Below are 26,973 nucleotides of genomic sequence, written 5' to 3'. Positions count from 1 at the left end.
AAATCAACCTGCTAGTTTAATTCATCTAATTCTCTCTTTATCCGCCCAAGAATTTGGTCTACGGATAGAGATGGAGACTCATCATCATTTAAACGATATGAGAAATGATCAGAAATTATTCCTTTATTCTCAAAACGATGTGCTTTAGGCTTTCCACTTACTTGAGGTTCAACGTCTAAGAGTTGGTTATTCCTTACAAATAAAACTAAATGACGCTTAAGATTTGGAAAGGGGACCAATAGTAATACTGCAACTTTTCTTAATAAGGACACCTTGCTAGCTAGTTTAATTACGGAGATCAATACAGCCTTCACTAGCAGCCTCAGGGAATACATTGGCTTGGATAGGAATCTTGAAAGCATACGCATTGGAGCAGTTATGCGCCAAGAGGTACTTGCATACACCGCTTGTAACTGTTTATTAACTTCTTCCAAATGTTTTTCGAGCCCATGCCTGCCTTGATTACTCTCTCGTAATTCACGAGATATATCTTGAACCACCCCAATAATCTGTTGATGCCTACTCTCTTCCTGAAGCTGTATCACCTCACGAATTTGGTCGATCTTAACATTATACTGTTGTTGCCTACTCTCTTCCTGAAGCTGTATTACCTCACGAATTTGGTCGATCTTAATATCATTCTGGTGTTGCAACTCTACCTGAAATTGTAAGATTTCATTTATGAGATCAAACTTATTATTGAGTAGCTTTTCATTTGCATGCTCTATTTGCTTAGCAAGCTCATAACTTTCCTGATCACTCTTTTGGAGCAAACGGGATATATTTTTCAGCCCTCCGATAACCTGCTGATTCTGATTCTGAACCTGAGACTTTATCATCCCTTGAATAAGGCCAAACTTATCATTCACAGCCTTCTCATAGCTGTCACATAGACTCGGTAAATCAACACCATATTCTCCAGCAAAAACATCATCAAACTTTGCCGCCATTTGCCCTACGCTTTTCTTTTGCGCAACCACAGCATAATCCGGACTAACTCCTGTTAATACTTGCAATATCGAAACAGTAGTTTCATTCTCCCTCAATTCGGGAGCTTCCTGTAATCTCAACGTCTTGACTCTCGAAAATCCATTGAATTCAGCTAAAAAACTCAAAAGAGAGGGCGGAATAGGCCTTTGATGAGTAGGATCCAGATAGAAACTATTAGAACCCACTGTAATATTTTCGGCATTGGGGGTTTCAAGAATCAAGATACCTGCCGGCTTCAATACTCTTAGAGACTCCGAAACTAGCTCCTCTAAATCTTCAAAAGGGATGTGCTCCGCTATATGAAAACCACTGACTACTAATTGACTTTCTTCCGGCAAGTTTTTCAGTGTAGTTACAGCCTCAGCCTTAACTACTGGTAACCGCAGTGCCTTACAAATTTCCAACATACCATCATCTAGATCAACACCTTGTGGGTCAAAGCCAAACTCGGTGAGTAGTTCCAGCCACTCACCGCGTCCACAGCCTAGATCAATAGCCGTGCGCTCGTTATAAATCGACTTCAAAGGTTCGATAAAAGGTAGATAAACCCGAATGCGCTCTTTGATTAACTCACGTGAACCACGATAGCGGCCTTCAAAAGCACTGTAGAAACCTTCTTTCATGATGCCACCCCCTGGCTAATAGTCTCCACTTTTTTATTACTTATACTAATCTGCGGCTGAATCCAAGCCAACCCTACAAACTCTGCCTTACTCATATTAACAACACTAAAAACATAAGCATGATTACGCCATTCATAATTTGCTGTCAAATGAGTATCTTTGTCTGTCAGCGCAATTTCAACTGAGTAACTTCCTACGCCAAGATTAGCCAAAAAAGAAATTATAAATTCATATTCAGCTCCTACCGATGGATGCCGGATAACTTGTTTCGTATGCCAAGTATTGGTGCCATAAATCACTTGTCCTAGCCTATCTTTCACACCATAACCCAGCACCAGTGTTTCAATCGGTCTATGGACAGCCACCTTAATGCGTAAACTTACCTCTTCCCCCACACCTATATATTCCGCAATCTGCCCTTGCTCATTCAGCATCACCACCTCTGTAATGGTAGCCTCACCTGTACCAGAACTCGTTTTGGCTTTTCCACGTTCGTTATACTCGACTTTCACAGTGCTATTTTCTTTTTCCGCAATCAGTGCATTGTAAAAATCCATGACTTCTTCAGGCTCACCATCTTTAATAACAGATCCTTTTTCCAGCAAAATGGCGCGATCACACAAACTTTGAATCGATGACCTATCATGAGAAACAATTAACAACGCCGTACCCTCTTTTTGAAACTCTCGGATTCGGTCAAAACTTTTATGCTGGAAGTAGGTATCCCCTACTGACAAAGCTTCATCAACGATTAAAATTTCAGGTCTAAACGCCGTAGCAACTGAAAAAGCGACACGCATCTGCATGCCACTGGAATATGTTCGGACTGGCTGATCAAAGTAATTTCCAATTTCAGCAAAGTCCTCTATCCAAGGTATAGCTTTATAAATTTCATCGTTACTAAAGCCCATAAGGCCAGCTGCATGCATAACGTTCTGGCGACCGGTGAGATCTGGATTAAAACCCATACCCAATTCAAGGATAGCGGCAATACGACCACTTACGAGAATATGGCCTTCCGTTGGCTGTAAGGTGCCGGTAATCATCTTCAGCAAAGTACTTTTACCAGCTCCATTTTGCCCTACAATACCTATTGCCTGACCAGGAAAAATATCGAAGCTGATATGCTTAAGCACCCATTTCTCATTACTAGGCTTAAGAGGAATACCCACCCAACGAGCAAACCTAATCCATTCGCTACGATAGGCCCGGAATGCTTTTCCAAGATTCTTAACCGAAAGCAAAGTCATAGTACATCTACCATTTCCGCACTTGCGCGACGAAACAGAAAAAGGCTTGCCACAGCCAGAAGTATTGAAACTGTGATAATTGGTAGGAGATCTGCTAAATTGACAGCCCTCCCATAAACAAGCACATTTTGATATGCATTTACGATTTGAGCCATAGGATTTAATAACATCAAACCATGATAGTCTTCAGGAATAATACTCTTCGGATACACAATCGGCGTAAACCAGAACCACACTTGCATTAATATAGGTAGCACCTGACCAATATCCCTCAAAAAAACATTCAAAACTCCGGCTATCATGCCGATCCCAATAGCAAATAACACAACAATCAATGTCAATGGTACAAGCCAAAGCATTTGAAAATTGAATTCGAAGCCAAGGATGACAAACAGCGTTAGCATTGCTATCGACAACAACACATTGTTCAGCATACAGGAACCAGTAACGATTGTGGGAAGAGTTACTTTGGGGAAATTCATCTTTTTCATCAAATTCCCTTGCTCCACGAACAATGTTAGACAACGCATGACAATTTCGTTGAAAAGGTTCCAAGCTAAAAGTCCAGCCATCAAGTAAACCGAATATGCATAATGGTTCGTTATGCCTGGTAGCTTTGCTGCAAGCACATTAGATAAAATCAAAGCATATATCGCCACCTGTGATAGTGGATTGAGAATTAACCACAATCCACCAAGCTTGCTGCGGATAAAACGCGAACGAAACTCATTTTGAATGGCAGTTAATACAAAGTTTCGGTAGCGCCACAATCCTTTAAACATATTCACTTCTCAATTTGTTCATCAAAGCCAACATCAGATCGAACAATCTGCCAAAAATAACAGCAGCAACACATAAAAGATGGCCTTCATGCGCTGCCAGAATATTAATATCAATCAGCTGCAACTAGAGTTAATTATCTCGTTCGACCATAAATATCCTCAAATCGAACAATGTCATCCTCGCCCAAATAGCTGCCACTTTGAACTTCGATCAGCTCAATTGGCAAGATTCCCGGGTTTTTTAATCGATGTTTGGCCCCAATTGGGATGTAGACACTTTCGTTCTCTGAGAGCATGATTTCTTCACCATCCCGCTCAACGATCGCAGTACCTGACACAACAACCCAATGCTCCGCGCGGTGATGATGCATTTGCAGAGAGAGACTTGCTCCCGGATTTACGGTGATACGTTTCACCTGAAAACGTGGCCCGCTTCCAATGGAGTCATATTTACCCCAAGGGCGAACTACTTCCCGATGAAGTTCATGTTCATCACGACCGGCCACTTTCAACTTGCTTACAATTGCTTTAACGTCTTGAGCACGATCTTTTGGTGCAACCAATGTCGCATTTTTTGTGTCGACAACAATTAAGTTATCAATTCCTACGGCAGCCACCAAATGATCTTCCCCAAACACTAATGAGTTGGTGCAATCCTCTAGGATCACATCACCAATAGAAGCATTACCCTTGTCGTCTTTCTCTAGTGCTTCCCACAAAGATGACCAGGATCCCACATCTGACCAACCACATTTCAAAGGAATCACATCCCCAACTTTGGTCTTCTCCATTACTGCATAATCGATGCTATCTTCCGGGACCTTCTCTACATCATCTTTGTGGAGCCGGACAAAATCACTCTCTATCAATGCATTTTTGACCGCCACTTCAGATGCCTCTGCAATAGCTTTGGATTGTATTGCTAGCTCATTAAGAAAAGTTTCCGCCCCGAAAAGAAACATCCCAGCATTCCAGAAATATCCACCTTCTCCTAAATAACTAACGGCTTTCTCTAAAGTAGGCTTCTCTATAAATTTTACTATGGGTTTAGCAACTCCTTGATTATTTTCCCCTGCTTTTATATAGCCATAACCTGTTTCAGGGGCATTTGGCACTATACCAAAGGTTACCAACCTCCCCTCAGAGCTAAGTTGGCAACCTTCATCAACAGCGGAGTGAAACTGATCAATATCATCCAAGAGGTGATCTGCTGGTAAAATCAATAAGTTGGTATCTCCCCCATTCTGCAAAGCAACCAGAGCAGCATATGCTATTGCTGGTGCCGTATTACGACCAACAGGTTCAATGATAATAGTCAAATCATTAAAGCCGATTTCACGAGCTTGTTGGGCCACCATAAACCTATGATCTTCATTACAAACTACTATTGGTTTTGAATATCCACGAACACGCTCAAGGGTTTGCTGTAGCATTGTCTGCTCACCCGTGAGGCTTTGTAATTGCTTTGGCAGCATACGCCGAGACTTGGGCCACAATCTCGTTCCTGAGCCACCACATAAAACTACAGGCGTTATAGATTTCTTTCTCATATCCTTTCTCAATACTCGATATCAGTTATTTTGCCAATTTAATTTTGATCGACATGTTTCATAGAAATTATGATCCAGCGGGTGAATCAAAGTTAACCTGTGAGGCTTTTTATGAATTCTAATTACATCGTTTGGTTTGGTTATGATTTGATCGTGCCCATCACAAGTCACATAAGGATTGGCGGAATTATATTCACCAACAATAATTTTAAATTCACTACTTCCCTCAACCACAATTGGGCGACTGCCAAGTGTGTGAGGATTTATAGGAACCAATACAATTGCATCAAGTTTTGGATGCATAATTGGCCCTCCACCAGAAAGGGCATATGCCGTGGAGCCGGTTGGAGTAGAAATAATTAACCCATCTGATCTCTGCCTGTATACAAACTGGCCATCAATATATAACTCAAACTCTATCATCCGGATAAATTCACCTGGATGCAAAACCACATCGTTTAGTGCTGAGCCACTTCCAATTGGCTTTCCATTTCGAGTAACTGACATGTCTAATAAGAAGCGACTCTCCGCCAGATACTTCCCTGATAAAACATCGCCAACTTTTTTTTCTAATTGGTCAGGAGAAATATCAGTAAGAAAACCTAAGTGCCCTCGATTAATACCCAGTAAGGGGACACTATATTTTGCCAATGCACGTGCAGCAGATAGTAAGCTACCATCCCCACCTATAACGATAACCAAATCACACAACTCTCCCAGCTTATTCCTCGGAGATACCTCAGCACTACGACGAGAAATCGCTCGAGCAGTATTACTTTCCAATACCACTGTATAACCTCCCCGCTCAAGGAAAGTTATTAGCCGATCAAGAGAGGTGGCTGTGCTCTCACTTTCAGTTCGACCGATCAGACCTATACTCTGAAACTCTGACATATCTCTTCCCAGCATGCCCTGGCGCTCATTACACATTACTTGCCTAATCGGTTCGCCCCTTACCGGAGGGACGCTAAACGGCATATTATGCCGGAGTGAGCGCCCTGAGTCGAATAGCCAACTTTACACTCGTTAAAGCAGCCAAAAGTCAAGGAAAAATTCACTTGTAACCTCGTCTCCCCTGCAACCCACCAGAGTGCATTAACAGAACAGGCTTTTTCTCAGCCCTAGCTATGCTGCCAAGTGTTTTTGAGAGCGCATATACAGATTTGCCCATATAGACCTGATCAACCGGAGGGGAGCTATTCACTCCCTCAAATCCCAACTTAAAGTCAATTAATGCCCTCGATACCCTCCCGTAACCGCCACAATGATACGAAGCTAGCAAATTTTTTCTTAGTGCTTCTGGCGAGGCATCAAGGAGCCCTTCTATTGGCTGCTCGTAAACATAGCGCCCCCCACTTAACTGCCAAATCCAATGCCAAACACCTTTGAAAATAGCATCCCCAGCCTTCAAAACTTCAACCCCAATTACTGAAGCACTGAAAATGCTAGAATACAGCCCTGCAAAAGTAACCCCTGTTCCACAGGCCACCCATACCTCATCAAAGCCTACTGGCGCCGTCTCCTCAATAACTTTCCCTAATAGCTGTATACCTTTTATACCAGGAAGGTTGGAGCCGCCTTCAGGTATAAAATAGAAATCTTTACCCCACAAACCAATAATCCTGAGAAAATCCAACTCACTTCGCTGTCGATATAGGGCTCTCGGTACAAATAGGAGCTTCATCCCGAAGCGCTCAGCATCTTGCAGTGTAGCGCTCAGGTTTGGAGGCCTTTCACCCCTGATGATTCCTATAGTTTCAAATCCAAACCGAGCACCCGCAGCGGCGACGGCATGTATGTGATTTGACCAGGCTCCGCCGCAAGTGACAATTATTTTTGCTCCACATTTCTTTGCCTCAATTAAGTTAAAAAAAAGCTTGTAGGCCTTATTACCGGAAATAATGGGGTCGATAAGATCATCGCGCCTTACCCAAACATCTAAACCATGGAAAAGGTCGCTATTTAGCTGTTGATAGGGAATATTACGAGCGGCATCTGTAAAAGCCTGTAAGTCCAGACTATCTAGTAAGCGGGGTTGCATAATTACTTCTTTTCGCGGTTAGCCATTTACGTGGGGCTTGGTAAGGTTCCCTTTACCATAAAGGGATCCACAATGAATGAGAAACCTTTGTTTTGCACACTGGCTTCACAAGAAAAAGAGCTCTCTCGATACTAGCCTCAGCTGAAATATACGCCTCTTACAAGAGTGCGTATTCCAATAACGCCCCCTGATCAAATAGGGCCAAATTAATACCTTTATAAAGCCAGGAGGTAGTCGAACCAGCCTACCTGAACTGCTTAAGCAGAGGGCATGAGCCTACTACCCTCTTTTAATGAAAGGCGCCACCCAATTCTTGGCAAAAGTGGTAGTAGGTGGATAAACAAAATTAACCTCCAATACCCCCTCATAGTATCCCGCTGAGTTGTGCTCGATAATGGGCCGAAAACACGAAGTAATGACTCCCTTGAGGAACTAAGCGGGCTACCATACCTTAGAAAAAACAATGGGTGATAGGCAGCTTCTGCCAAAATCATCTTTACTTTTTTATTGCCATAAAAAATGCAAGAATCCCCTCACACCTCCAAAGTGTGGCCCCAAGGGCAAGAGCAGGCAGCTAAATGACTTAGCAAGCCGATAATGTAGACTATCGATTCTTGGTGGACTTTCCGGTTTACTATCTACCGCAAGCGTTCCATTACTTCCTGTTTTGTTAGTTATCAACCAGTCTACGAATAGCTTATTTTTCTTGAGGCCCACAATTGGTAAAAACGCCACATTATGCAAACCTTAGCCAACTCCAACTAGCGGGTCAGATCTTCAATCAAACCCTTCCCCACCTGGCAATCGGGTAAATTGCCACTCTTGCTAGATCATCAACTCGAATGGCCATTTCCTACGATGCTCCCTTCAAAGTCCGATTTGGTATCGAGAACCAGTGCCCCCACCTCTTCACTACCCGCCAAGACAGAAGCTTAACGGCAAAAGTGCGCCAGGAGAAGTATCAACTGACCAGCAATGCTATCTGGGTCAAGCCTAGGTTTACACCTCAGGCTTCACTCATCCTAGCGAAAGTCTCCCCCAACTCCTTTTTTTACGAGCCGAGATACCACACTTAGAAGAACTACCCGTAACAAGTTATTATATTCCTGTCGGTCAAGGATGGCGTCATGCATCTTACCTGTCAGCTACGCCTGATTTCAGATATATTTAGGTCAAAATGTATCCATCCATTGCCGAACTCCAAATACCAGGGTAAGGACCAGTTACAACCCCGCCAGTTGCATCTGCACCTTCCGGCGCTTCTACCCCTTGTTCTTGATATACTCTCAAATCATCTGCTCATTAAGCCCCACTGTGCTCATGCCGTAGTCCCGAGCCCCAAAGTGCCTTCCTATATAGTTTTTCTGTACATGCTCATACCTCCGAAATATCTGGATCGCAAATTTCCCTTTCAGAAACCCAATCGTATTGGAAATACTGAACTTCGGAGGAATCATTGACAATATATGGATGCGATCCCTCATTGTGTACTCATCGACCAACTCAGAGCCCTTTTGACGACATAAGTCTCTAAATATTGACCAATCTCGCCTCAATTCCCCAAATAAAGCTTTCTTTCAATACATCGGCACAAATACCACATGCTAGCTACAATAATGTTTCACATGAACTTGACATTGCCAATCTCGCATACGAGCTCACTAAAGGGCTTGCCGGTTCATGGGTCCGTATTTTTCCCTACACTCTGGAACAGCAGAGCACTGTCAAGTCTCACCGCCAAAAGCGGTGGTTTACCTATGTGTTAATCAATAAAACAACATATGAATGGCGATGTAATGAAGGAATTTCGGATGAAAAAAAACCCTCAAAAGAGGGCTTTTTTATTGTATGGCGGACCGGACGGGGCTCGAACCCGCGACCTCCGGCGTGACAGGCCGGCATTCTAACCAACTGAACTACCGGTCCTCGGCAGTAAACTTCCATTTTGGGAAGTTGGTGGGTGGTACAGGGGTCGAACCTGTGACCTACGGCTTGTAAGGCCGTCGCTCTCCCAACTGAGCTAACCACCCGATACTCATCTTCTTTAAGGGCCTTGCCCCTTGAGCGAGGCGCATAATACTGGAATAAAATCTCCTGTCAACCATTTTCGCGCCAAGACTCACTATTACTCATCAGACATGTTTTCAGACGGTGCCGACACCGGCTGTATCTCCCTCTCCCCGACACTGGCTTCCTGCAACACTTTGCCCTGTCGATAGTCTGGATCAATTAAGTGGCCTGCAATACGCACGGGAATTTCTTTCGGAATTAACTGCTCCCTTGGGCGAGCCAAATCCTGCTCATTGTAATTACAAACCCCAGTTGGGAAGATGCGGCGTAAATCGTCTAGGCGGCCCGAAATCTCTTCCGTATGGGAGCCGTAAGCGCCCTTTGCCAGTGCCCGTTCAACTGGCTGAAGCGCGCATTTAAAGATGTCATCAGTCACGGGGGCTCCCGCCACCTGCCTGGTGGTGCTGTGGGCTGGGTACTCCCTCATACATTTACCCTTAGGTTGGCGGTTCCAATCGCCATTCCAAACATCCGGCCCCGATGCCAGTATATTCCCTTCGCTATCAAAGCATTGATCGTTGGCATCCTCTGGTCGGTTTTCAACAACACCTTTGGCGGGGTCACTAATGATGTTTTGCATCCAACGGTCAACAAGGTCAAGCGCATCATCCAGGGGGTTGTAGTCTTTGTGGCTCACCCAAATCAGCTGATTGCCCGCATGGCCTCGTGCTCTTCGAATGCGCTCACGAGCAGTAAAAGAAGCCGAGCTATGATGCATATCTAACTCTTCATCCAAATAATGGCGCATATCTACAATTGGGATTTCTACATCCCCAAGGAAAACATGTCCCGATCTATAAATCCCATTGATCGCCTCCATGCTCGCACGGCTACGCTTGGCAGGGCTTGCCAAGGTTCCCATATTGAGATTTTGCTCACTCCATAAGGAAAGATGTACAGGGAATAATCCACCATTGAGAAACCAAAGCTTTTCTTGCGACTGATTTTGAGGTGCCTTCCAACCACCAATGGCGGCATTAATTTTCAAGAAGGTATCAATACTGATTTCACCATCAACCAACGCTTTCAGACCATACTGAACCCCCTCATTATCCCAGGTAGTATTTGCATAGCCATTTTCGCCGGCTCCATAAAACTGCCGAAGATTTTCCCAATGGGTCCAGTGCACCCTTTCCGGCAAATCCCCAGCGAAGCTTTTAAAGAAATGCACAAAGTTTGGATTGTTTACTAGTGGTACTAAACCACGCCAACCATCAACACACTCTGTTGCGCCACTTGGGCGACCTCTGTAACGACTATCAAACAAACCTGCCGCCATTGTAATCAGTTTGAAGCGGCTATCTGCTTCAGGGTTCGCAGCGAGCCCCTGTATACGCTGACGCTCCTCAACATCTTTCCAGCGGGGATTATCGGCATCCAAAACATCAAAAAAATACTCAAGAGGCTCGCAGTCAAAGGCATAAATTGTCTGGGTCACCATATCTGGATAGGAATAAAGTGGAATAGCTGCATCCAGTATCCCAGGCGCATTTTGAGCGATTAAATACTGCTGTATAGCTCCTCCAGAGCCACCAATACCCACGGTATACATTGGCTCGCCATAAAGCGCTTGGAACTGTTTCTTGAGGCGCCGCGCCGTATCCTCAGCTAGCCATAAGTTGTAGTGATTTCTAGTTTGATTCGCTGTCGAGTAAACAATGGCATACCCACGCGCCAGCTGATCCATACGCCGCGTGGTCACGTCTCCTTTGCTGAGATTACCTTGGCGCCAACCTATACCAACCCCGCCTCGAAACTGATAAATCAAGCGACGGTTCCAGTTACTGGCATTCGGCTTTTCTGCGGTTTCTCCCTCGCCACGCAATACGGCAATGGCGTAAAAATGCCGGTTGATCGTACCCGTTTCCACTCGCACAATAAAATCTACCTGGCGGCCATTCACGGTCACCTTATCGATATCATTGCGTGCCTCATGTAGGTAGTAAAAACTTCCATCGGTTGTACTGCGATAGAAATAAGCTACCTCCGTGGCATGACTGCAATCCCGGCTATAACCAATTACTTCTTTGGTTTTCTTCCCATCATCATCTAGAGCAAAAACAGGTACCCCCTCCTTAACCTGATTGTCAACCAATGGCTGCCTATCGGTAATGGCATTGCGACCACAGAAGAATGGGTATTTTGAGGGGCCCGTAAATAGTGTTTCTACAGGCCCAACCTCACCGATTGAGATAGGGAATGGGAAATACTCTGGCGGACGTGACATCATTCTTGGGTGGGGGCCAGCATAGGCCGGTGTAGGAGCATATTCGAGAGCTCCAGCCGGAACTCCCAACACGGGAGCATCCACCTTGCCATGCACTTTTGGCAGTTTTGCATATGCGATCCAAGCAGCTACCCCTAGCACTCCGACCAACATTAAGAAAAACACAGAGAGAAACCAAGCTCCCCTTGTCGACATAAACGCCTCCACAGCTGCCACTTCTATAACTGGTACAGGATGAGTATATGAAGGGATATGGAGCTCAACCGGTAGTTGGCGTCGGGGAGGACTTATAGGAAGTAAGTATCAGAAGAAGTTGATCAAATAGCCTGACAAATTCGCTAGAAAAGAGGGAGGCCGGTAAAGCCTCCCTTTCAGAAATGGGCGAGCTGATAAGTAACTTAGTCTTTGGCGATAATGCCTTTTTCCTGCAGAGTGGAAATAATCACTTCCACCTCCTGCTCCAGGGTCATTTCTGCCGTATTCAGGCGCAACTCGGGGGAAACTGGCGCTTCATAGGGGTCATCAATACCGGTAAAGCCTTTAATCTCACCGGCACGGGCCTTTTTATAGAGGCCTTTTGGGTCGCGGGATTCCGCCTCCTCTAATGGACAGTCTACAAATACCTCCAAATATGGTAGGCCGCCATCCTCGTGCATTTTTCTGACCACATCCCGATCCTCGCGATATGGACTAATGAAGCTACTCAGCACAACAACCCCGGTATCCGCAAACAGCTTGGAAATTTCGCCAACACGGCGGATATTCTCTTGGCGGTCCTCTGCGGAGAAGCCCAGATTGGAGTTGATACCTAAGCGTATATTATCACCATCTAGGCGGTAACTCAGAACTCCACGTGCCGCTAGAGCTTTCTCAACAGCTACCGCCACAGTACTCTTACCGGAACCAGACAAACCAGTGAACCAAAGAGTCACTCCCTTATGGCCAAGAATACTAGCCCTATTATCACGAGTTACATCGCCATCATGCCAATGTACATTGGTTGCCTTTTGCTCAACTGTTGTCGTCACTGATCACTCCAGGATTTCAGATTCAATTCCTATTCACCCTACCTAGGAAGAGGTACAAAAGCAGCACTCACCCCCGGAAGGTTGGGCGTCAATTATCGAGTATTTGAGCCATATGCGTAAAGGCTTTGCTTATAGCATATTTAACAGTCTCAGTCATAAGAGAACATAAGAAATCCCCTTTCCTCACGAATAAAGGGAAAAAGAGTGCAAAATGAAGCCAAAAGGTAAAAAATTTTCCCTGCTAGATATGGCGCAACCTCTAACATTCCTCATTTGGTGGCAAATTGTGATTAACGAGCATTTCCACAGTAACTCAGGTGATAGGGAGAAAATGGCATATGGTATTGCTAGCTCCTGGGGAGATTTTGCTATTGCTTGAGCATTAACCTATATACCTTTGCAAAAGTTACTCACATATAAATCCAATAAACGCTCACTTGATATGTAAAACGGCAGTGAAACATAAATGGCTGAAATAGAAAAGCTGCGAGGAATCTCATCCTTTCCATAATTTCAACCACGAAGTAATGATGTTAATTTAAAAGGATAAGCTGGCAAAAACTATCAGTAACATTTTTCTAGAGAAAATAGCACGAAAGTAAAAGGGGTATATAACATATTTTATGAATAGCTTTCTCCTCCATATACAAAGCTCCATGTAAATCCCAAAAATCGGATTGTAACAATTGCAAACATATCTACTATTAGAGGCCACCTTAGTACTATGAAATACAAACAAATAGTAGAGTGCTAAAGCAATAAGAAATCACCTCACATGAGGTGACGCAAATGAATAGATAACTTTTTTAATCTTTTAGTTTTCCAGCTATCGATTAGCTGAGAAAAAGGCTCCCAATGTCAAGGAACTTATTCTATAATTTTTCACTTTCACTGATTGCTTTTTTTACTTTGTTTTTAGTATTTACAGCACTGCTAGTTGGCCTTTGGATAGATCGCAAAAAGAGTGCTCGCAATCAATTGAACGACTCAGTTATGGCCGGGGCAGTAGGTGCCCCACTTGGACTACTAAGGCTTCTTTTAGCATTTATGTTTAGTATGGCTTTACAGCGCTTCAGCGAGCGAAGGAAACTTCTGCTGAATGAAGCAAGTGCAATCCGTATCGCATACTTACAGGTAGGTTTTCTAGAAACCAAAGAAACGATTAATAAAGTGAGAAACCATCTAATCGAATACACATCTCCACACCAAAAGGGGATCAACCCAACCAATGACCGAAAATCAGAATCGCTCTCGGGGGATGTACTTAAAGAAATATGGGGGATTGTCGGAAAAGCGAGCCAAAAGATGGATCCACCACGTATACACTTATTCATCTCTTAGCTGAACAAACTACATGATGTTCATTCGAGAAGAAAGGTTAACACACTCGAATACCATATACCTATTTCCATCTAGGGAGGACTCTACCTAATTGCAGTCTTTGCCATTTTTGGTGTGGGCTTTCAGATAGGCATCAGCCACAAAGTTTCATGGCTAATAGTCATCTCCCTAGCTTTATCTTTTTCTACAGCAACTCTAATGATCACAGACCTTGATCGCGCAACGGAGGGTTCACTTTTTATTGATCGAAGTCCAATGGCAGAGCTTTACGAGCAGATAGAAAATGAACAAGAGGGTGCCTTGTAGATCCCTTGGGTTTATTTTATAACGAGCCTTTGAAAGGCCCTACATCTTAAGTTTCAATCACATCTTAATTATTACAGCTTAACCATTCGAAAAGAATTTTTTCACGTCCTTAAAAAAAATACGTAAATTAAGATTTAGCTAAAAGACAATTCAATATAGATAACAATACATGTCTCATGCTAACCTCTAACCTCTAAAGGCATAAGACAGCCCTACTTTTTGTAAGGCTTAGTATAAGGAAGGGGCAACTAGTCGATGGCAAAAAGTGTTCTGGATAAATTCAAAATTCGAAAAGGAAAAGTATTTCAAGCACCACTAGAAGAGGCCCTTGGTCGCTTGGTTACACCTTTTGAGGAATTTATCCATCGCCAAAGTAGCAGTGGTATTTTATTGATGCTCTCTACATTGGTAGCACTCATTGTTGCCAACTCCCCCCTACAGGATGCCTACAAGCACCTGCTGCACATGCCAATTAGCCTTGGCTCTGGTGACTGGGAGCTTTCTCTTTCGATACACCACTGGATTAATGACGGCCTAATGGCCATCTTCTTTTTCTTAGTAGGATTAGAGCTTAAGCGTGAATTCCTCGTTGGGGAGCTTTCAGATCTCCGCCAAGCGGTCTTACCTGTGATGGCAGCTATTGGCGGCATGGCGGTACCGGCACTCATTTACAGTTCCCTCAATAACGGCGGGGTAGCGGAACCTGGGTGGGGCATCCCTATGGCTACCGATATCGCCTTTGCGGTGGGCTGTATAACACTACTAGGAAATAAGGTACCTAGAGCGATTGTAACCTTCCTGGTAGCCCTGGCCATTGTAGATGACCTGGGTGCAATTCTTGTGATTGCAATCTGGTATACCGAGCAGGTGAACACTACTGCTTTGATCGCATCCGGTCTTCTGATTGCAATAATGGGGTTCCTCAATGCCGCCGGAGTTCGTCGCTCTTCAGCCTACATCTTTATTGGCATATTACTCTGGTATGGACTTTATCAGTCAGGCGTCCACGCCACACTAGCGGGTGTCATTACCGCCATGGCACTACCCGCAAAGCCAAAGTATGATCCATTAGCTTTTAGCACATTTGTTAAAGATATTATCCGCAGCTTCGACCGATATTTTCGCCCCGGCGACAAGATCATTGCTAGCGATGCCCTCCATGCAAGGGTAATGGCCCTTGGTAATGGTGTGAATTTTGCACAGTCCCCTCTTCAGCGTATGGAGACCCGCTTACATATTCCTGTGGGTTTTATAGTAATCCCTATCTTCGCACTCGCAAATGCGGGCATCCCTTTTGAAAGCTTTACTAGTTCGGCAGCAGTACTGAATCCAGTAACCCTTGGAGTCATTGGTGGTTTGGTTGTTGGCAAGTTAATTGGCATTGTCGGTGCTACCTGGATCGGCTGGAAACTCGGCTGGGGTAAGCTCCCAAAAGCCGCGAGCTTTCAACATATTATTGGTGTGGCACTGATCGCAGGCATCGGATTTACAATGTCAATTTTTATCGCAGAACTGGCATTTAGTAGCCAATACGAGCTTTTGATTCAGGCCAAAGCCGGCATCTTACTGGCCTCTGTGATCGCAGGATTTGCAGGCTTTCTGGTGTTGCGCAACTCTCCAGTTACAGTGAACCTAAGAGAAGAGCTCAAAAGTGTAGATGACGAAGGAAGAGCGGATACCCTTCTCCCTCCCCACTCCGCCCCCTAGAAAATTGTTGGAGAACTAGCCAATACCGCACTAAATTTCGAAATAGCAGTCGAGCAAATATATTGAACAGTTAATCGGCTGCTATTAAATCCCCACAATGATTCCTTATGTGGGATCACCTGTAGTGTTGCCAATCAGTTTCGGGAGGCTACTAATTTTACTAGATGGCTGTTAGCCTTTACATACATGTATGTAAAGGCTAACAGCAGGCCGGAAAGTGGATCACACCCAAGAATATAAGACTATTTTTTTGATCAACTAGCACAAAGCTCATGCGGTTAAATTTTCACCAAAGTGACGTCACAATGAACATGATTTTCGATACTGTTAGCCATAGAGCTAAAAGAAGAGCGTTTAGCTTTCTTAGAATCCATCCCCAATTCGATTAAATTAGTATTTCTTTTCAAAACCTCCATAGAAATAATTTCATGAGTTTTACCCAACTAAAAGGACAGATTTTTTAGCGATATCAAAAGCTGGGGCTATTTTCTCTAACTCAAGAAAAGCAACTTCTTTAGCCCTCGCTGATAATCCTTTGACAGAAACTTATAAGATTGCTATTTCAATAGCATTAATTCATTTTCAAGCCACATAAATTTTTTCACTGCCATTGAGAGTACAAGTACCCCCCAGGAAGCCTCTATGGCGCTAATAATTTTCTTGCAGTATGGAAATATTACAGTTATTACTTGAAACTAAGTTGCTTTTGCGTGGCATTTATTTCAAGTTTGGCTCGCATTTGAGAAGCGCCTCAAATCACAGCCCCTTGGATATAAAAATTCTTTTGAGTGAATAATTCTTATTTTATGAATAGCAAACAGATACTAGCGTTCTCCCGCATCTACAAGCGCCTGATAAATACGATCAGGGTAGTCACCAATAATTCCATCCACTCCTAATGAAATACTGCGCTCGATATGATCCGCATCGTTCACTGTCCAAAGGTCTACAGTCACCCCTTTTTTCTGAAAAAAACGCACGTAAGGCTTGGTTGTAATACTATATGGCAGTTGCGCGGCATCAAATTGAGGTTTGAAAGCCCAACCAAAACCCGAACTCCATGCAAAGCTTGCTTCTACAAGCTCACCTATGGTTGCGCTGGTCCTAACCTCACCCCGGCTAATTTCTCGAAAGTGTTTCATTGCTTTGCTATGTTGACTCGCAACTGTCACTCTCTGCTCCATCCTGTAGTCTGCGATAATCTGCCAAAGCACTTCTGAGAGCGTTTTGTCATTAGGTTTAATTTCCACATTAAAGACACTTTCGGGGTATCGTTCAAACAGTTCATTCAGCGTCAATAAAGTAAGCCCCTGATTCCGGAAAGGATAACTATTGCCTTTATCTAAGGTGAACTCATGCCCCGCATCTAGAGCCTTAATTTCGCCCAAAGTCAAATCATTAATTTTATCCGGCACTCCAACATTGTCTCTAAGATCTGCATCATGATTTATGATTACATAATGATCTTTGGATAAATGAACATCTAACTCAAGAATATCCGCCCCTTGCTCCAGTGCCTTATCGAAAGCCAGTACTGTACTTTGAGGGTATTCGCCAGATGCACCTCTATGAGCAAGAATCTCAATAGAAAATGCCTGGCTACAAAAGCCTAAACCAAGAAAAAGATAAACGATGAATTCTATAAATTTCTTCATTTAGATGACTCCCTTTAATTTTTATATAATTAAATATCCTTAACCCAATACCGAAAAACTCATTGACAGACAATAAAGCAAACCAATATTTTTTAAAAATTACTTAAATATATTTCATTTTGTACTCACCTGAAATACATTAACCCCAGACAAAACCAAAAAGCCTAAGCAGCAATCTACCTTAAGCCTACATACTCAACTAAAGCAACTAATATTTAACCCGACCCTCTGTATCGGCGCATATATTTCTAGTCGCCCACCCTTATACCTCCCATCAAAATTCACTTGGCACTTACCTCTTAATGTCGAATAGGATCTTATCTCGGTTAAGGCATCGTACAGCATCAATGATACTTGTATAATTAAGCGAGAAGTAAATAAATAAAAAATGGTACCTAAAAGATTTATTTTGATTGTTATTATTACCCCGATCAAACCTATCACCTACTTTTTTATAGATACTTGCATGAAGTCCGCTTTGGGGATTAAGAAGAATCCAATGAATAGATATGCACTGTTTAGTGACACCTTCAATTTGGTAATGATCGAAGCAAGCAATTTTACCAACCCAGCTAAGACCAGCGAGGAAGAAAAGGAGAAGGAAATAAAAATCGCCAAAGAAGAACCCTTTAAAATACTGGGTACGGATCACCGATAAAAAACCGACCAATTTACCGTGTACGGTATTGCAGGCAGTAAACTTAGAGAGAAAAAAGGCTAATGCTAAATTCTGAGCATAACAAACCATGCCCGCGCAATACGGGCTATTTAAGTAAAAATGGGTTAATCAATACATGGTTTAAAAAAATGTGGCCCATTTAATCCGTAAACCGCCAAAATACTAATCACTGCGGCAGACCTTCTGAACGACAGTGTATTACCATTTTACACTAAGAATGATCTTCCGGTGCAGTGTACTTTAACTGATCGCGGCAAAGAATATTGTGACAAGTTCGAGCAGCATGATTGTCTTTTATATCTGAGTGTGAACAAGATAAAATATAGCAAGACAAAAGCCAGACATCCGCAAAAGAAGGGTATCTGTGAACTTTTCCATAAAACCATTTTACAGGAGTTCTACCAACCTTAACTGTACTATAAGATCTACTGATTTGTAGTGGAGCATCAAAAGGAGCTTGAAGAATGGCTTACATATTATAATAAGAACCGCACCCATCAGGGCAGAAAATATTGTATCCAAGAACCGATGGCAACAATTGAAGATGGCAAAAAAATTTGAAAAGAAAAGCGCATAAAATGAACTTGATCTGACAGAGCATCTTCTGAAAACCGGAAACTGTCAGATCAAGTCTTAACTACTACACTTTAATTAGGGTGACCTCTAATTAAACTACATTTAAATCATCCTTCTATTTTTACTACATCGCCAACAAGTGCAACACCAGCAACAATCGCACCAGCCCCGCATTTAAAGGTGGTATCGCTCGCAGTCACATTTCCCTTGTAATTGGACCTAATATTTATCACTGCGTTGCCCCCCTCTTTTTCTGCACGTTGCTTAAGCGACTTAATAGCAGATGCAAATGCCCATTGACAGGCAGCTTTGTCAGACTTTCCGAAAGCATTAGTCTTCTTATTTGAACCAAATTCACCGAAATTCTGTAGGACCTTAGGGTACTTTTGCTCTCCAAAATAAAAACTTACACCTTCACCGATAGCTGAAGATAGTTTGGGGGTCGACATCGCCTCCTCAACGGAGTAATCACTAATATCGTTCCTAGCTAGGGCACAGGTAGAGCTAGCCATCAAAATAATTATAGCCAAAAGTTTTTTCATTTTTATCTCCTTACTTATTACAAAAAACAAACATGGTTTCCACATACTTACTTGAAATATATAACACCCTCAGAAAGGGTATACTTAAAACTAGTATAACGAACCTAAACATTGAGTCAAATTTAAACATCTTGTGAATTTAACATTATAGAATATTTATTTCGAATTCAATTAGTGAATTTTGCTACATTTTATTACATTTTCAATGATAAGTAGCGCAAATACATATAGCATTTCCTTGAACTTTGCTTTTTCCGAGTAAATAGAACCGAATCTATGGCCTCTTAGTACTTATGATCCAAAATATACCTTGATTTGTATAACAAAACCAACTTATAAGGGATGTACCAATAGTTGGGGGTTAGCATTTCTTCCGAGTATTAGCAAGACACTAGGGCCTGTCGACACTAATTTTGGAAAAATCTGTGCTCATGGAAATCTCAAAAGCACAATTAAAGTTATTGAACACCTTTTGCCGCTGCAACGTGGAAACGTGGAAACGTGGAAACGTGGAAACGTGGAAACGTGGAAACGTGGAAACGTAAAGATACAGAATATACAAGTCATAAACGCTATTTTATATATTGCCGAGCAAGGTTGTAAATGGCGTGGTCTCCCAGAGCATTTTGGCAAGTGGTACATTATATACATGAGGGCCAATCGCTGGGCTAAGTATGGGGTTTTGGATCAGGTTTTCACAGTTCTTCAAGAAGCCGATGTGATCAATAATCAGGTAGATCACATCTCCCTTGATAGCACGATTGTCAAGGTAAATCCTGACGTTACCGGTGCATTAAAAAAACGGTCCACAAGCCATCGGTAAATCAAGAGGTGGATGAACAACTAAAATTCACTTGATCGCGACAGATGACAAAACCGCCGTTACCTTTTCATTATCACCTGGTCAGCTTGGCGATGCTCCCGAGGGGCGTAGTCTACTTCGAACGCTAGAAAACTGCGGTTGGGGTGGCACTATGGTCATAATGGATAAAGCTTGTGAGGGAGATGACACATGGCTGTTGGTGCTGAATCTAGGCATAATTCCAATGGTTCCTCCGAAGGCTAACCGAATGACGTCGTGGGAGTATGATCGGGAAGTGTACAAGAAGCGGAATGAGGTGGAGCGCTTATTCTGTCGACTGAAAGGGTTCCGTAGAATTTTCAGTCGCTTACATAAATTGGATGTGATTTTTAGATTCTTTATTGACTTTTCACTTATTGTAGACAGATTAATTAGTGTAGATACGCCCTAAAAAATTATTGTCATTTTTTTAGAAGCCCTAACTTTAACCCGCAAAGATAGACTCTACCTTTCGGTATTTAATAAGAGGTTTTTCGCGGCTGCAACAATTCTCCAAGATAAAGCTTTAGGTACGCAGCTGCTGCAAGCTTGCCCTCGGTTACAGCCTCACTGGTGATTCCCCCAGAATATGAGTAAGAATGAGAGAGGAAGCAATCATTAATATTAATTGCATTAATAACATGATCACACCAGTCCCGAGAAGAGGGTAGATCAAACTTGCGGGATAGATTTTTGATCAAAACGTTTGCTAAGCGCCGGTTGTTACTCATTTGCAATTGACGTAATGCCCAGCTCGATTGCGGTCCGAAATGTACTCTCAATGCGGAGATATTACCTTGATAGTAACTACAGACAAGATCGCATAATTGATTAAGAAAACCCTGCCAGCTTTCAACAGGTGCGAAATCAGAGTACTCAAGTAATACTTTGCCAAATGACTCGTAGTGACGCTCAGCTAATGCGGTTAGACTGGCTCCCACACTAGGGAAAAAATGATAAACAGATGCTACAGGAACTCCGGCAGCCTGGGCTAGGTCGATGAGGCTAATTTCATTTGGGTTTTGCTCAGTAATTAGAGCTTCAAGCGCATCGAGAAGTTTTTCATATTTCTTATGCCCGTTTCTGCGTTGTGGCTTGCGTGGACTTGCATTGTCACTCCGGCCGAGAATTCTCCTATCGGCTTGGTTCGAATTCATTACTTCCCCCTTAAATAAGATCATCGCCTCACCGTGGCGACATGTGCTAAGGCGTTATCTCACGGTATACAAAAACAGTCGATTATCATTTGCTGTCAGATCGGCTATCAACGTCATATAGAAAAGGAAAAGGTTCTAAATAACTTGCAGTCTGATGAATTTTTGGCTTTTCACCCCTCGCCCTCCATGCCAGAGGACCCAAACCCTACAGGAGATATACGACTAAAATCCAGCAAAAGAAATCATTCAGGGAAAGTAAAAAAAGAACTCCAGACACACTTTTAATCAAACAAGTATTAAATAGTCCCCAGGTAGCTGCTTCTTAATATTTTTTGAGCCCATTATCTCCTTTGCATAATCCGTACTACCCTGATTAGAGCCCCCTACAAGTCCAACACTCCAACCATTCAATTATTGTCATCAATAGATAAGTGCGATGTTCCTTAATCAAAACCCAGTACCCAGCTATAATCGCATCTTTAAATGTCCCTGCTCAGGCTCTAGCCTCAACTAGTAATAGACCAGTATTGTCGGCGCCGTTTGTCTCCTCAGCTCCGACAGCGAGGAACAACAGCAACATAGAGTCCATTGGTAGAAGCTTACCTTGGTATTGAGCTAAAAAGTAAATATAGCCGTATGATCATAAAGTCATTAATTTTTCGTGATTCTTAATGCTCGTTGCGGAATTTGCGCAGATACTGGTGGACCTGCCTCCCAGTTAATATGCTCTTGGCTAAATAGTGGCTTTTTTCTCGGTATCAATAATACTGGCAGCGATACCCCTCCACGTATCTCCGGCACATCGCTGAGGGCTCGTTAATAAAATAAAGACAGAGTACATAGAAACTCGTCAATCACTCTTACTCGCCCTGCTTCCAGGTAATGGAACGCTTCACAGGACCCCCGGAAAATGCCCCCTGCTGCTGTAGGGATTCGATGGATAATTTCCTAATTAACCTCTTAAGTTGAAGACTTAACCGTCCAGGCCGAACCGCCGCTGCGCTGGATCGATATTTCACCAGTGACCAAACTGTTCTGCTGGAAATCAAAGGGGAAGTCGGCTACATAGCCCTCAAAGGTGAACCAGGTGCGGGTAGTCGGTAGGGTCCACTCGCCGGTTGTCACCGTGGGTGCCTCGGTACCATCACTCCATCCCACCGCCCATTTCATATTGTCCACGGTGTCATCCTGGGACAACTCATGCAGGCGCTTGTGTACCGCATTTCTCGGATCAATTTTAAGACCCACCGACGCCTGCCCCGGTGTACGCAGACCGCGTTTGAATTTTTTATCCAAGTCCTCCAAGGAGGTATCGTCGATCTGATCCGCCGGGTTGCCGCCGGGGTTAAAAGAATTTACCCCAGTCACTTTCTGCACAGAGTCATCTGCGGGATCGATAAAATAGATATTGGTGCCCTGAGCCAATTGAGACATAGGGGTTCTCCCGTTGCTTTAGTGGAAATGAAAGTCCGACGCAGAAGTGCGTCATTCAGTGGAATATTGGGCGGTATAGGTCAGGCGTACTTCGCCCAGCGGGTGATCCTGATCCAGGGCGAAATCGGTTTGTGAGAGCGCAAAAATTTCACAGGCACCCCCCAGGGTTCGATCCCGTAGGACACTCTCAATATCCTCAGCGGCCTGATCCAGTAATTCGTAGATATCCCCCCGGCTGTGCACCACCACCGAAACGACAAGATCCAGTTGGCGGGTGGTGCCCGAGAGTTCCTGTTCTGTTTGTTCCGTAGCAAAGCCTACAAGGATGGTCGGCAGCTTTTCCCGTTCAATGCCTTCAGTGGTTCCCGCTTAGGGAAAGTTGTAACCGGATAGGGTTTGCAAGTTGTTTACTACTGCATCGCGGATTGTTATGCGTTGAGTCATTGGAGTTGTTCCAGGAATTTTGGGCATAAAAAAACCCGCTGGTGCGGGTTTGAATGTTTACAAAGTAGTACCGCCTTTATGCAATGGCCACCTAAAACTCAAAGATTATCAAAGATATATATTTTTCATACATATAAACTCATGCACTTTTATACTTTAATGTGCAAAGCACCCTTTTCTGCGCTCAAATTGATGAACCCGTTAAGTTTTTCACTATCAGGCTAGCCTTGAAGCTCGCATTCATTTTCAAATCCCTCAGAAACCGCTCTAAATCTTGCTCTGTAATATTTTTCAAGTCGGAAGGTTTGGTCGCACTAAACGTTGGATTTTCGTGATAATGCAAGCGCCCTAAATTTTGTCCACTCCTCGCATCAAAAGCAGTTGTATCCATAGAGTAAGCCAAAACTTCTGCACGAAATTGTCCCGGGCCTGTAAAAAGTATGGTACCACCTTCGCAGTAATTACGTATATCGAGAGGTGGCTTTGAACTTGTCAGGTCTGCCTCAGCCATTGCATCGGCATAAAGAACTAACGATACATTTTCTTTTGATGCAGATGTAACAAGCCTTTGTACTTCCTGAGGAGAAAGATTTGTATTAGATTTAGGAGCTAAATCACCGAACAAGTCTTTAGTTTTTTTTCGAACAACTTTGTATCCTGCTTGTTCAAAGCCTAATTTATAACCTTCAAATATTGCTCTTTCTATATCTTCACTTGGAAGATTATAGTATTTAACAAAATTACCGAAGACTGTAATCCCCGTGTGGTCGTGACAGATATAATCTGGAGTTTCATATATTATTGCGATCACTCCGCCATCTGGAATAGATGCTGATGGTAAAGTTACGCATCCAGCCAGAGCAACTGATAGCAACATGGAAAGTAGATATCTCATTGGTATCCCCAGTAAAATTTACTCTCCGCTAAACTGAGCAAACCGCGTAGAGAGTTTATGTATGGAATGAAGCGCAGATGTTTGGAATATATTTCCAAACCTCACCTCTTTCGAAGGTAGAAAAATCTAAGCGTATTAATTAGTTATCCGCACTTGGACCCATATGTATCAATAAATATATAGCGGGGTCTTTATATCTCAGAATTTTCACCGCTTTATATCACATTTGGAACTTTATAAAAAACAATGACTTATCGGTTTTAAGTTATAGATATAAAGAAGCCGATTCTGATCTTTGTTATTAAAAGTACGCTCATTGTTAGCTTTTAATCCGATAATAACTCTCACAAGTCATATCCGGTATAAAGTTCTAATTTTTAATTAATCCATAGTTTTTCGTAGCTAAATATTACTATAGCCTCGAATACCTCAAGCCGGCAATCCATCAGTTAAAAACTACCCATCCACCTGCACCAGCACCAGCACCTGCACCAGCACCAGCACCAGCACCTACCAAACAATTCCATCATCCCACAAGCGCTTGCGCACTGAATACTCCACACCGCCAAGCGTAATCACCGTCCTCGAGCTGTAAGCCCCAACCTCACTGACCAGCAGACTCAACTCAATGCGCGGCACATGCATATGCTCCTCATCATCGAGCCCGTTGACCTCACGCTCAAAGATCACCCGGTACTCATCAGGTTTGTCCTCGCCACCTCTGTATTTACAGTGGCAAAACCTACGAAAATTGCCGGCAGCTCTTCCCGTTCGATGCTTTCAGTGGTTCCCGCTGAGGGGAAGTTGCAATCGGATAGGCTTTTCAGATTGTTTAGGGCGGCATCTCGGATGGTGATGCGTTAGGTCAACGTGAAATGTTCCAGGAGTTTTTGGCATAAAAAATCCTGCGAGTGCAGGTTTTATGCACTGGGAACGGCCTTAGATGAGTTAGCTAAACTAAAGATCTTTTTTCAAAGTATCCAAAGAAACAATCCGAGATAGAAGTATTTTTAGATCATTCAAGGGAAACCTGCCTAGCTCTGTATTTATAAAGTCTACTAGTTGAGGAATGTCACTATCTGACCTAACAAAAATATACTTAATATCGTTTGGAGACATCTCTAACGCAAATTTCTCAATTTCCTTATTGGCCCTCTCTTTTTTATCTTCGAATTGCTCTTGAAATAACAAATCTCTAACTGGAGGAACAAAACGCCACTCATTCTCTTGATAGAATTCCTTTTCTACAATAGAACCTGAGACGACCATCTTCCCTTTAACAGGCTTTACAATCGACCAATACTCAAAAAGATGATCACTAAATCGTTGATGATCTTTATCACTTAAATTATTAAAATTGAAATAGAACAAATACTTCGCCAAACTTTGGGCAACACCACCCTCAGGACTATATATGACAGGATTTAATCCATTCTTATAGCCCCAATTTTTAGACAACCCCAATCCAAAACTACCGTAAAAATCTGTATGCTCAGAAATCCTTGAAAGAGGAATATCACAGAAACAGCTCATTGGAAAAGCAATATGTTTATCACTTTCAACACCAAACCATTCTATGTCTTCTAAACAGTATCTAGGTTGAATACCATTCTTTAATATTAGCTGCAAAACGTCTAAAGATTTCGTGAAGTGAAAAAGGTTGTCTGATTTAGGCTTCATAGATCCTTCCATTTTTAGGCTCCCTGAAAAAATTCAAAACCCGAGTATTTTCTTTGGTTTACACAAATTAGGGAAGAGATTTTTTAGTAGTACCTACTATCCATCCACCAACGCCCGCCAAACAACCCCATCATCCGCCAGCCGCTTGCACACCGTATACGCCACTCTACCAAGCGTAACCACCGCCCCAGAGTTGTATGGCCCGACTTCACTGACCAAAAGACTCAGCTCGATACGCGGCACCCGCACACGTTCCTCATCTTCTAACTCGCAGATCTCTTGATCTTTAATCACCCGGCATCCAATTGACTCAGTACCGCTACTGTCTGTATAAGTAGAGGGCTCGCCCCATTTACGAAAAGCGCGCTCTGCGGCAAAGGCGGCGGGGTTGTGCACCATGTAATAGGCGTTTTCGGCAATATGGACGGTATCCCCGGCGAGGGCGATCACGCTGCCCATACTGGCTGCGATGCCTTCAATCCAGGTTTCCACCTCGGCTTTATGATCTTTGAGCAGGTTGTAAATGGCAGTGCCGTCGAACACATCACCGCCGGGGCAGTTAATGTGCAGATTGATCTTGCTGACATTGCCGAGCGCTTTGAGATCCCGGGCAAAATCTTTTGCGGTCATGCCCCAGCCACCGATAAAGTCATACAGAAAGATATCGGCTTCACCGTTATTTGCGGCAGCGGTAATGCTGTACCAAGATTTTTTGGTCATTGCGGTCTCCTTTTAAGACTCGGGGTCTTGCTCAGTATTTTCTGCGGGGACCGCAGCGCGTTTCGTTGGGGTGGTGATGCCGTTCTCTTCCAGCTTTCTTTGCCAAGCCGCGGTCTGCTTGATCACATCGTCCGGCTTTTTGCCACGGCGACGGATGGTCTGCTGTGGGCTGACCAGCACATTTTCCAGCAGGGTTTCATCGGCGCTGGCTTCATGGGCTGGATTGATCCAGGGCATCACCGGGGTAATAAAATCGACGTTCAATAATGTGGATGGGTCAACATCCCTTGGAATCTGGAAAGCATCAGCCAGTAGGCCCATTTGCACCCAGCGTCGGGTGACCGGCTCTACAATCTCCTCGCAGAATTCCAGGCTGAGGGTTTCGTAATTGGCCCACTGCTCCACCAGTTCCTGGCGCTGCGAGCTATAAGTCCC

At 43.4% G+C, this 26,973-nt stretch carries 23 protein-coding genes, 2 tRNA genes and 1 pseudogene; 5 read left to right on the top strand and 21 right to left on the bottom strand.

Annotation, left to right across the window (positions count from 1 at the left end):
* Positions 1 to 11: 11 nt before the first annotated feature.
* The 11 genes from LC073_RS11640 to cysC all read right to left on the bottom strand — a co-directional run bounded on the left by LC073_RS11640 (position 12) and on the right by cysC (position 12,561).
* Positions 12 to 1,613 (bottom strand): class I SAM-dependent methyltransferase, encoded by a 1,602-nt coding sequence (locus tag LC073_RS11640; RefSeq protein WP_226647198.1) that lies wholly within the window; start codon positions 1,611 to 1,613, stop codon positions 12 to 14.
* Positions 1,610 to 2,863 carry an ABC transporter ATP-binding protein gene (locus tag LC073_RS11635; RefSeq protein ID WP_226647196.1) on the bottom strand — a complete coding sequence of 418 codons (1,254 nt, stop codon included), beginning with the start codon at positions 2,861 to 2,863 and terminating at the stop codon, positions 1,610 to 1,612. Before LC073_RS11635 ends, LC073_RS11640 begins: the two co-directional genes overlap by 4 nt.
* A complete protein-coding gene (locus LC073_RS11630; protein ID WP_226647194.1) occupies positions 2,860 to 3,645 on the bottom strand; it encodes an ABC transporter permease in 786 nt (261 codons plus the stop codon). The genes LC073_RS11635 and LC073_RS11630 overlap by 4 nt, the downstream gene beginning before the upstream one ends.
* A 134-nt stretch (positions 3,646 to 3,779) precedes the next feature.
* Positions 3,780 to 5,195 carry a mannose-1-phosphate guanylyltransferase/mannose-6-phosphate isomerase gene (locus tag LC073_RS11625; protein WP_226647192.1) on the bottom strand — a complete coding sequence of 472 codons (1,416 nt, stop codon included), beginning with the start codon at positions 5,193 to 5,195 and terminating at the stop codon, positions 3,780 to 3,782.
* 21 nt (positions 5,196 to 5,216) lie between these two features.
* Positions 5,217 to 6,089 carry an NAD(+) kinase gene (locus LC073_RS11620; protein WP_226647191.1) on the bottom strand — a complete coding sequence of 291 codons (873 nt, stop codon included), beginning with the start codon at positions 6,087 to 6,089 and terminating at the stop codon, positions 5,217 to 5,219.
* A gap of 160 nt (positions 6,090 to 6,249) precedes the next feature.
* Positions 6,250 to 7,236 carry a 1-aminocyclopropane-1-carboxylate deaminase/D-cysteine desulfhydrase gene (locus tag LC073_RS11615; protein ID WP_226647189.1) on the bottom strand — a complete coding sequence of 329 codons (987 nt, stop codon included), beginning with the start codon at positions 7,234 to 7,236 and terminating at the stop codon, positions 6,250 to 6,252.
* A gap of 1,286 nt (positions 7,237 to 8,522) precedes the next feature.
* Positions 8,523 to 8,792 (bottom strand): IS200/IS605 family transposase, encoded by a 270-nt coding sequence (gene tnpA / locus LC073_RS21945; protein ID WP_226647187.1) that lies wholly within the window; start codon positions 8,790 to 8,792, stop codon positions 8,523 to 8,525.
* A 293-nt stretch (positions 8,793 to 9,085) separates the two neighbouring features.
* Positions 9,086 to 9,162, bottom strand: a tRNA-Asp gene (locus LC073_RS11605).
* 28 nt (positions 9,163 to 9,190) lie between these two features.
* Positions 9,191 to 9,266 (bottom strand) — tRNA-Val (locus LC073_RS11600).
* A 95-nt stretch (positions 9,267 to 9,361) separates the two neighbouring features.
* Positions 9,362 to 11,728 (bottom strand): DUF6351 family protein, encoded by a 2,367-nt coding sequence (locus LC073_RS11595; protein ID WP_226647185.1) that lies wholly within the window; start codon positions 11,726 to 11,728, stop codon positions 9,362 to 9,364.
* Positions 11,729 to 11,931: 203 nt separating this feature from the next.
* The gene (gene cysC, locus LC073_RS11590) at positions 11,932 to 12,561 is read right to left on the bottom strand and encodes an adenylyl-sulfate kinase (protein WP_226647183.1); all 630 of its coding nucleotides are present in this window, start codon (positions 12,559 to 12,561) and stop codon (positions 11,932 to 11,934) included.
* Positions 12,562 to 12,772: 211 nt separating this feature from the next.
* Here cysC and LC073_RS11585 point away from each other — a divergent pair, with 211 nt between their 5' ends.
* The 3 genes from LC073_RS11585 to nhaA all read left to right on the top strand — a co-directional run bounded on the left by LC073_RS11585 (position 12,773) and on the right by nhaA (position 15,915).
* Positions 12,773 to 12,940, top strand: coding sequence for a hypothetical protein (locus LC073_RS11585; protein WP_226647181.1), 168 nt, complete (start codon positions 12,773 to 12,775; stop codon positions 12,938 to 12,940).
* Positions 12,941 to 13,416: 476 nt separating this feature from the next.
* Positions 13,417 to 13,902 carry a hypothetical protein gene (locus tag LC073_RS11580; RefSeq protein WP_226647179.1) on the top strand — a complete coding sequence of 162 codons (486 nt, stop codon included), beginning with the start codon at positions 13,417 to 13,419 and terminating at the stop codon, positions 13,900 to 13,902.
* Positions 13,903 to 14,463: 561 nt separating this feature from the next.
* Entirely contained in the window at positions 14,464 to 15,915 is a 1,452-nt protein-coding gene (gene nhaA / locus LC073_RS11575; protein WP_226647177.1) for a Na+/H+ antiporter NhaA, read from the top strand.
* A gap of 824 nt (positions 15,916 to 16,739) precedes the next feature.
* Here nhaA and LC073_RS11570 read toward each other — a convergent pair.
* On the bottom strand, positions 16,740 to 17,570 hold the full coding sequence (locus tag LC073_RS11570; protein WP_226647175.1) for a glycerophosphodiester phosphodiesterase: 831 nt from the start codon (positions 17,568 to 17,570) through the stop codon (positions 16,740 to 16,742).
* Positions 17,571 to 18,069: 499 nt separating this feature from the next.
* On the opposite strand from LC073_RS11570, the gene LC073_RS11565 reads away from it, so the two are divergent.
* Positions 18,070 to 18,228, top strand: coding sequence for a hypothetical protein (locus LC073_RS11565; RefSeq protein ID WP_226647173.1), 159 nt, complete (start codon positions 18,070 to 18,072; stop codon positions 18,226 to 18,228).
* 704 nt (positions 18,229 to 18,932) lie between these two features.
* Here the strand turns inward: LC073_RS11565 and LC073_RS11555 are convergent.
* Positions 18,933 to 19,367 (bottom strand): excinuclease ABC subunit A, encoded by a 435-nt coding sequence (locus LC073_RS11555; protein ID WP_226647171.1) that lies wholly within the window; start codon positions 19,365 to 19,367, stop codon positions 18,933 to 18,935.
* 431 nt (positions 19,368 to 19,798) lie between these two features.
* On the opposite strand from LC073_RS11555, the pseudogene LC073_RS11550 reads away from it, so the two are divergent.
* Positions 19,799 to 20,620, top strand: a pseudogene (locus LC073_RS11550) (IS5 family transposase).
* Between the two features lie 67 nt (positions 20,621 to 20,687).
* Here the strand turns inward: LC073_RS11550 and LC073_RS11545 are convergent.
* From LC073_RS11545 to LC073_RS11510, 8 genes are all read right to left on the bottom strand, one after another.
* Positions 20,688 to 21,365 (bottom strand): TetR/AcrR family transcriptional regulator, encoded by a 678-nt coding sequence (locus LC073_RS11545; protein ID WP_226647170.1) that lies wholly within the window; start codon positions 21,363 to 21,365, stop codon positions 20,688 to 20,690.
* 960 nt (positions 21,366 to 22,325) lie between these two features.
* Positions 22,326 to 22,799: a phage tail tube protein gene (locus tag LC073_RS11540; protein ID WP_226647168.1), complete on the bottom strand. Its 474-nt coding sequence runs from the start codon at positions 22,797 to 22,799 to the stop codon at positions 22,326 to 22,328.
* A 51-nt stretch (positions 22,800 to 22,850) separates the two neighbouring features.
* Complete coding sequence (locus tag LC073_RS11535; RefSeq protein WP_226647166.1) at positions 22,851 to 23,048, bottom strand: hypothetical protein; 198 nt, start codon at positions 23,046 to 23,048, stop codon at positions 22,851 to 22,853.
* Positions 23,049 to 23,427: 379 nt separating this feature from the next.
* Positions 23,428 to 24,138, bottom strand: a complete 711-nt coding sequence (locus LC073_RS11530; protein ID WP_226647164.1) for a hypothetical protein — start codon at positions 24,136 to 24,138, stop codon at positions 23,428 to 23,430.
* Between the two features lie 510 nt (positions 24,139 to 24,648).
* A complete protein-coding gene (locus LC073_RS11525; RefSeq protein WP_226647162.1) occupies positions 24,649 to 24,828 on the bottom strand; it encodes a hypothetical protein in 180 nt (59 codons plus the stop codon).
* A 267-nt stretch (positions 24,829 to 25,095) separates the two neighbouring features.
* Positions 25,096 to 25,830 carry an abortive infection system antitoxin AbiGi family protein gene (locus tag LC073_RS11520; protein WP_226647160.1) on the bottom strand — a complete coding sequence of 245 codons (735 nt, stop codon included), beginning with the start codon at positions 25,828 to 25,830 and terminating at the stop codon, positions 25,096 to 25,098.
* A gap of 84 nt (positions 25,831 to 25,914) precedes the next feature.
* On the bottom strand, positions 25,915 to 26,538 hold the full coding sequence (locus tag LC073_RS11515; protein WP_226647158.1) for a head maturation protease, ClpP-related: 624 nt from the start codon (positions 26,536 to 26,538) through the stop codon (positions 25,915 to 25,917).
* A gap of 12 nt (positions 26,539 to 26,550) precedes the next feature.
* On the bottom strand, positions 26,551 to 26,973 hold a 423-nt coding region (locus LC073_RS11510; RefSeq protein ID WP_226647156.1), incomplete at its 5' end, for a hypothetical protein.

Origin of the sequence: Microbulbifer variabilis (assembly GCF_020524905.1) — a bacterium.
GTDB lineage: Bacteria > Pseudomonadota > Gammaproteobacteria > Pseudomonadales > Cellvibrionaceae > Microbulbifer > Microbulbifer variabilis_A.
Note: the sequence above shows the minus strand (reverse complement) of the source record. Positions and strands in the feature narration are given on the sequence as shown.

Bases quoted from the DNA above. Each gene is read 5' to 3' on its own strand.
- LC073_RS11540 (WP_226647168.1), bottom strand. From the start codon at position 22,799: ATGTCTCAATTGGCTCAGGGCACCAATATCTATTTTATCGATCCCGCA.
- LC073_RS11565 (WP_226647173.1), top strand. From the start codon at position 18,070: ATGAATAGATATGCACTGTTTAGTGACACCTTCAATTTGGTAATGATC.
- LC073_RS11520 (WP_226647160.1), bottom strand. From the start codon at position 25,830: ATGGAAGGATCTATGAAGCCTAAATCAGACAACCTTTTTCACTTCACG.
- LC073_RS11530 (WP_226647164.1), bottom strand. From the start codon at position 24,138: ATGAGATATCTACTTTCCATGTTGCTATCAGTTGCTCTGGCTGGATGC.
- LC073_RS11625 (WP_226647192.1), bottom strand. From the start codon at position 5,195: ATGAGAAAGAAATCTATAACGCCTGTAGTTTTATGTGGTGGCTCAGGA.
- LC073_RS11515 (WP_226647158.1), bottom strand. From the start codon at position 26,538: ATGACCAAAAAATCTTGGTACAGCATTACCGCTGCCGCAAATAACGGT.
- LC073_RS11615 (WP_226647189.1), bottom strand. From the start codon at position 7,236: ATGCAACCCCGCTTACTAGATAGTCTGGACTTACAGGCTTTTACAGAT.
- LC073_RS11620 (WP_226647191.1), bottom strand. From the start codon at position 6,089: ATGTCAGAGTTTCAGAGTATAGGTCTGATCGGTCGAACTGAAAGTGAG.
- LC073_RS11555 (WP_226647171.1), bottom strand. From the start codon at position 19,367: ATGAAAAAACTTTTGGCTATAATTATTTTGATGGCTAGCTCTACCTGT.
- nhaA (WP_226647177.1), top strand. From the start codon at position 14,464: ATGGCAAAAAGTGTTCTGGATAAATTCAAAATTCGAAAAGGAAAAGTA.
- LC073_RS11580 (WP_226647179.1), top strand. From the start codon at position 13,417: ATGTCAAGGAACTTATTCTATAATTTTTCACTTTCACTGATTGCTTTT.
- LC073_RS11585 (WP_226647181.1), top strand. From the start codon at position 12,773: ATGAAGCCAAAAGGTAAAAAATTTTCCCTGCTAGATATGGCGCAACCT.
- LC073_RS11630 (WP_226647194.1), bottom strand. From the start codon at position 3,645: ATGTTTAAAGGATTGTGGCGCTACCGAAACTTTGTATTAACTGCCATT.
- LC073_RS11595 (WP_226647185.1), bottom strand. From the start codon at position 11,728: ATGTCGACAAGGGGAGCTTGGTTTCTCTCTGTGTTTTTCTTAATGTTG.
- LC073_RS11635 (WP_226647196.1), bottom strand. From the start codon at position 2,863: ATGACTTTGCTTTCGGTTAAGAATCTTGGAAAAGCATTCCGGGCCTAT.
- LC073_RS11570 (WP_226647175.1), bottom strand. From the start codon at position 17,570: ATGAAGAAATTTATAGAATTCATCGTTTATCTTTTTCTTGGTTTAGGC.
- LC073_RS11545 (WP_226647170.1), bottom strand. From the start codon at position 21,365: ATGAATTCGAACCAAGCCGATAGGAGAATTCTCGGCCGGAGTGACAAT.
- LC073_RS11640 (WP_226647198.1), bottom strand. From the start codon at position 1,613: ATGAAAGAAGGTTTCTACAGTGCTTTTGAAGGCCGCTATCGTGGTTCA.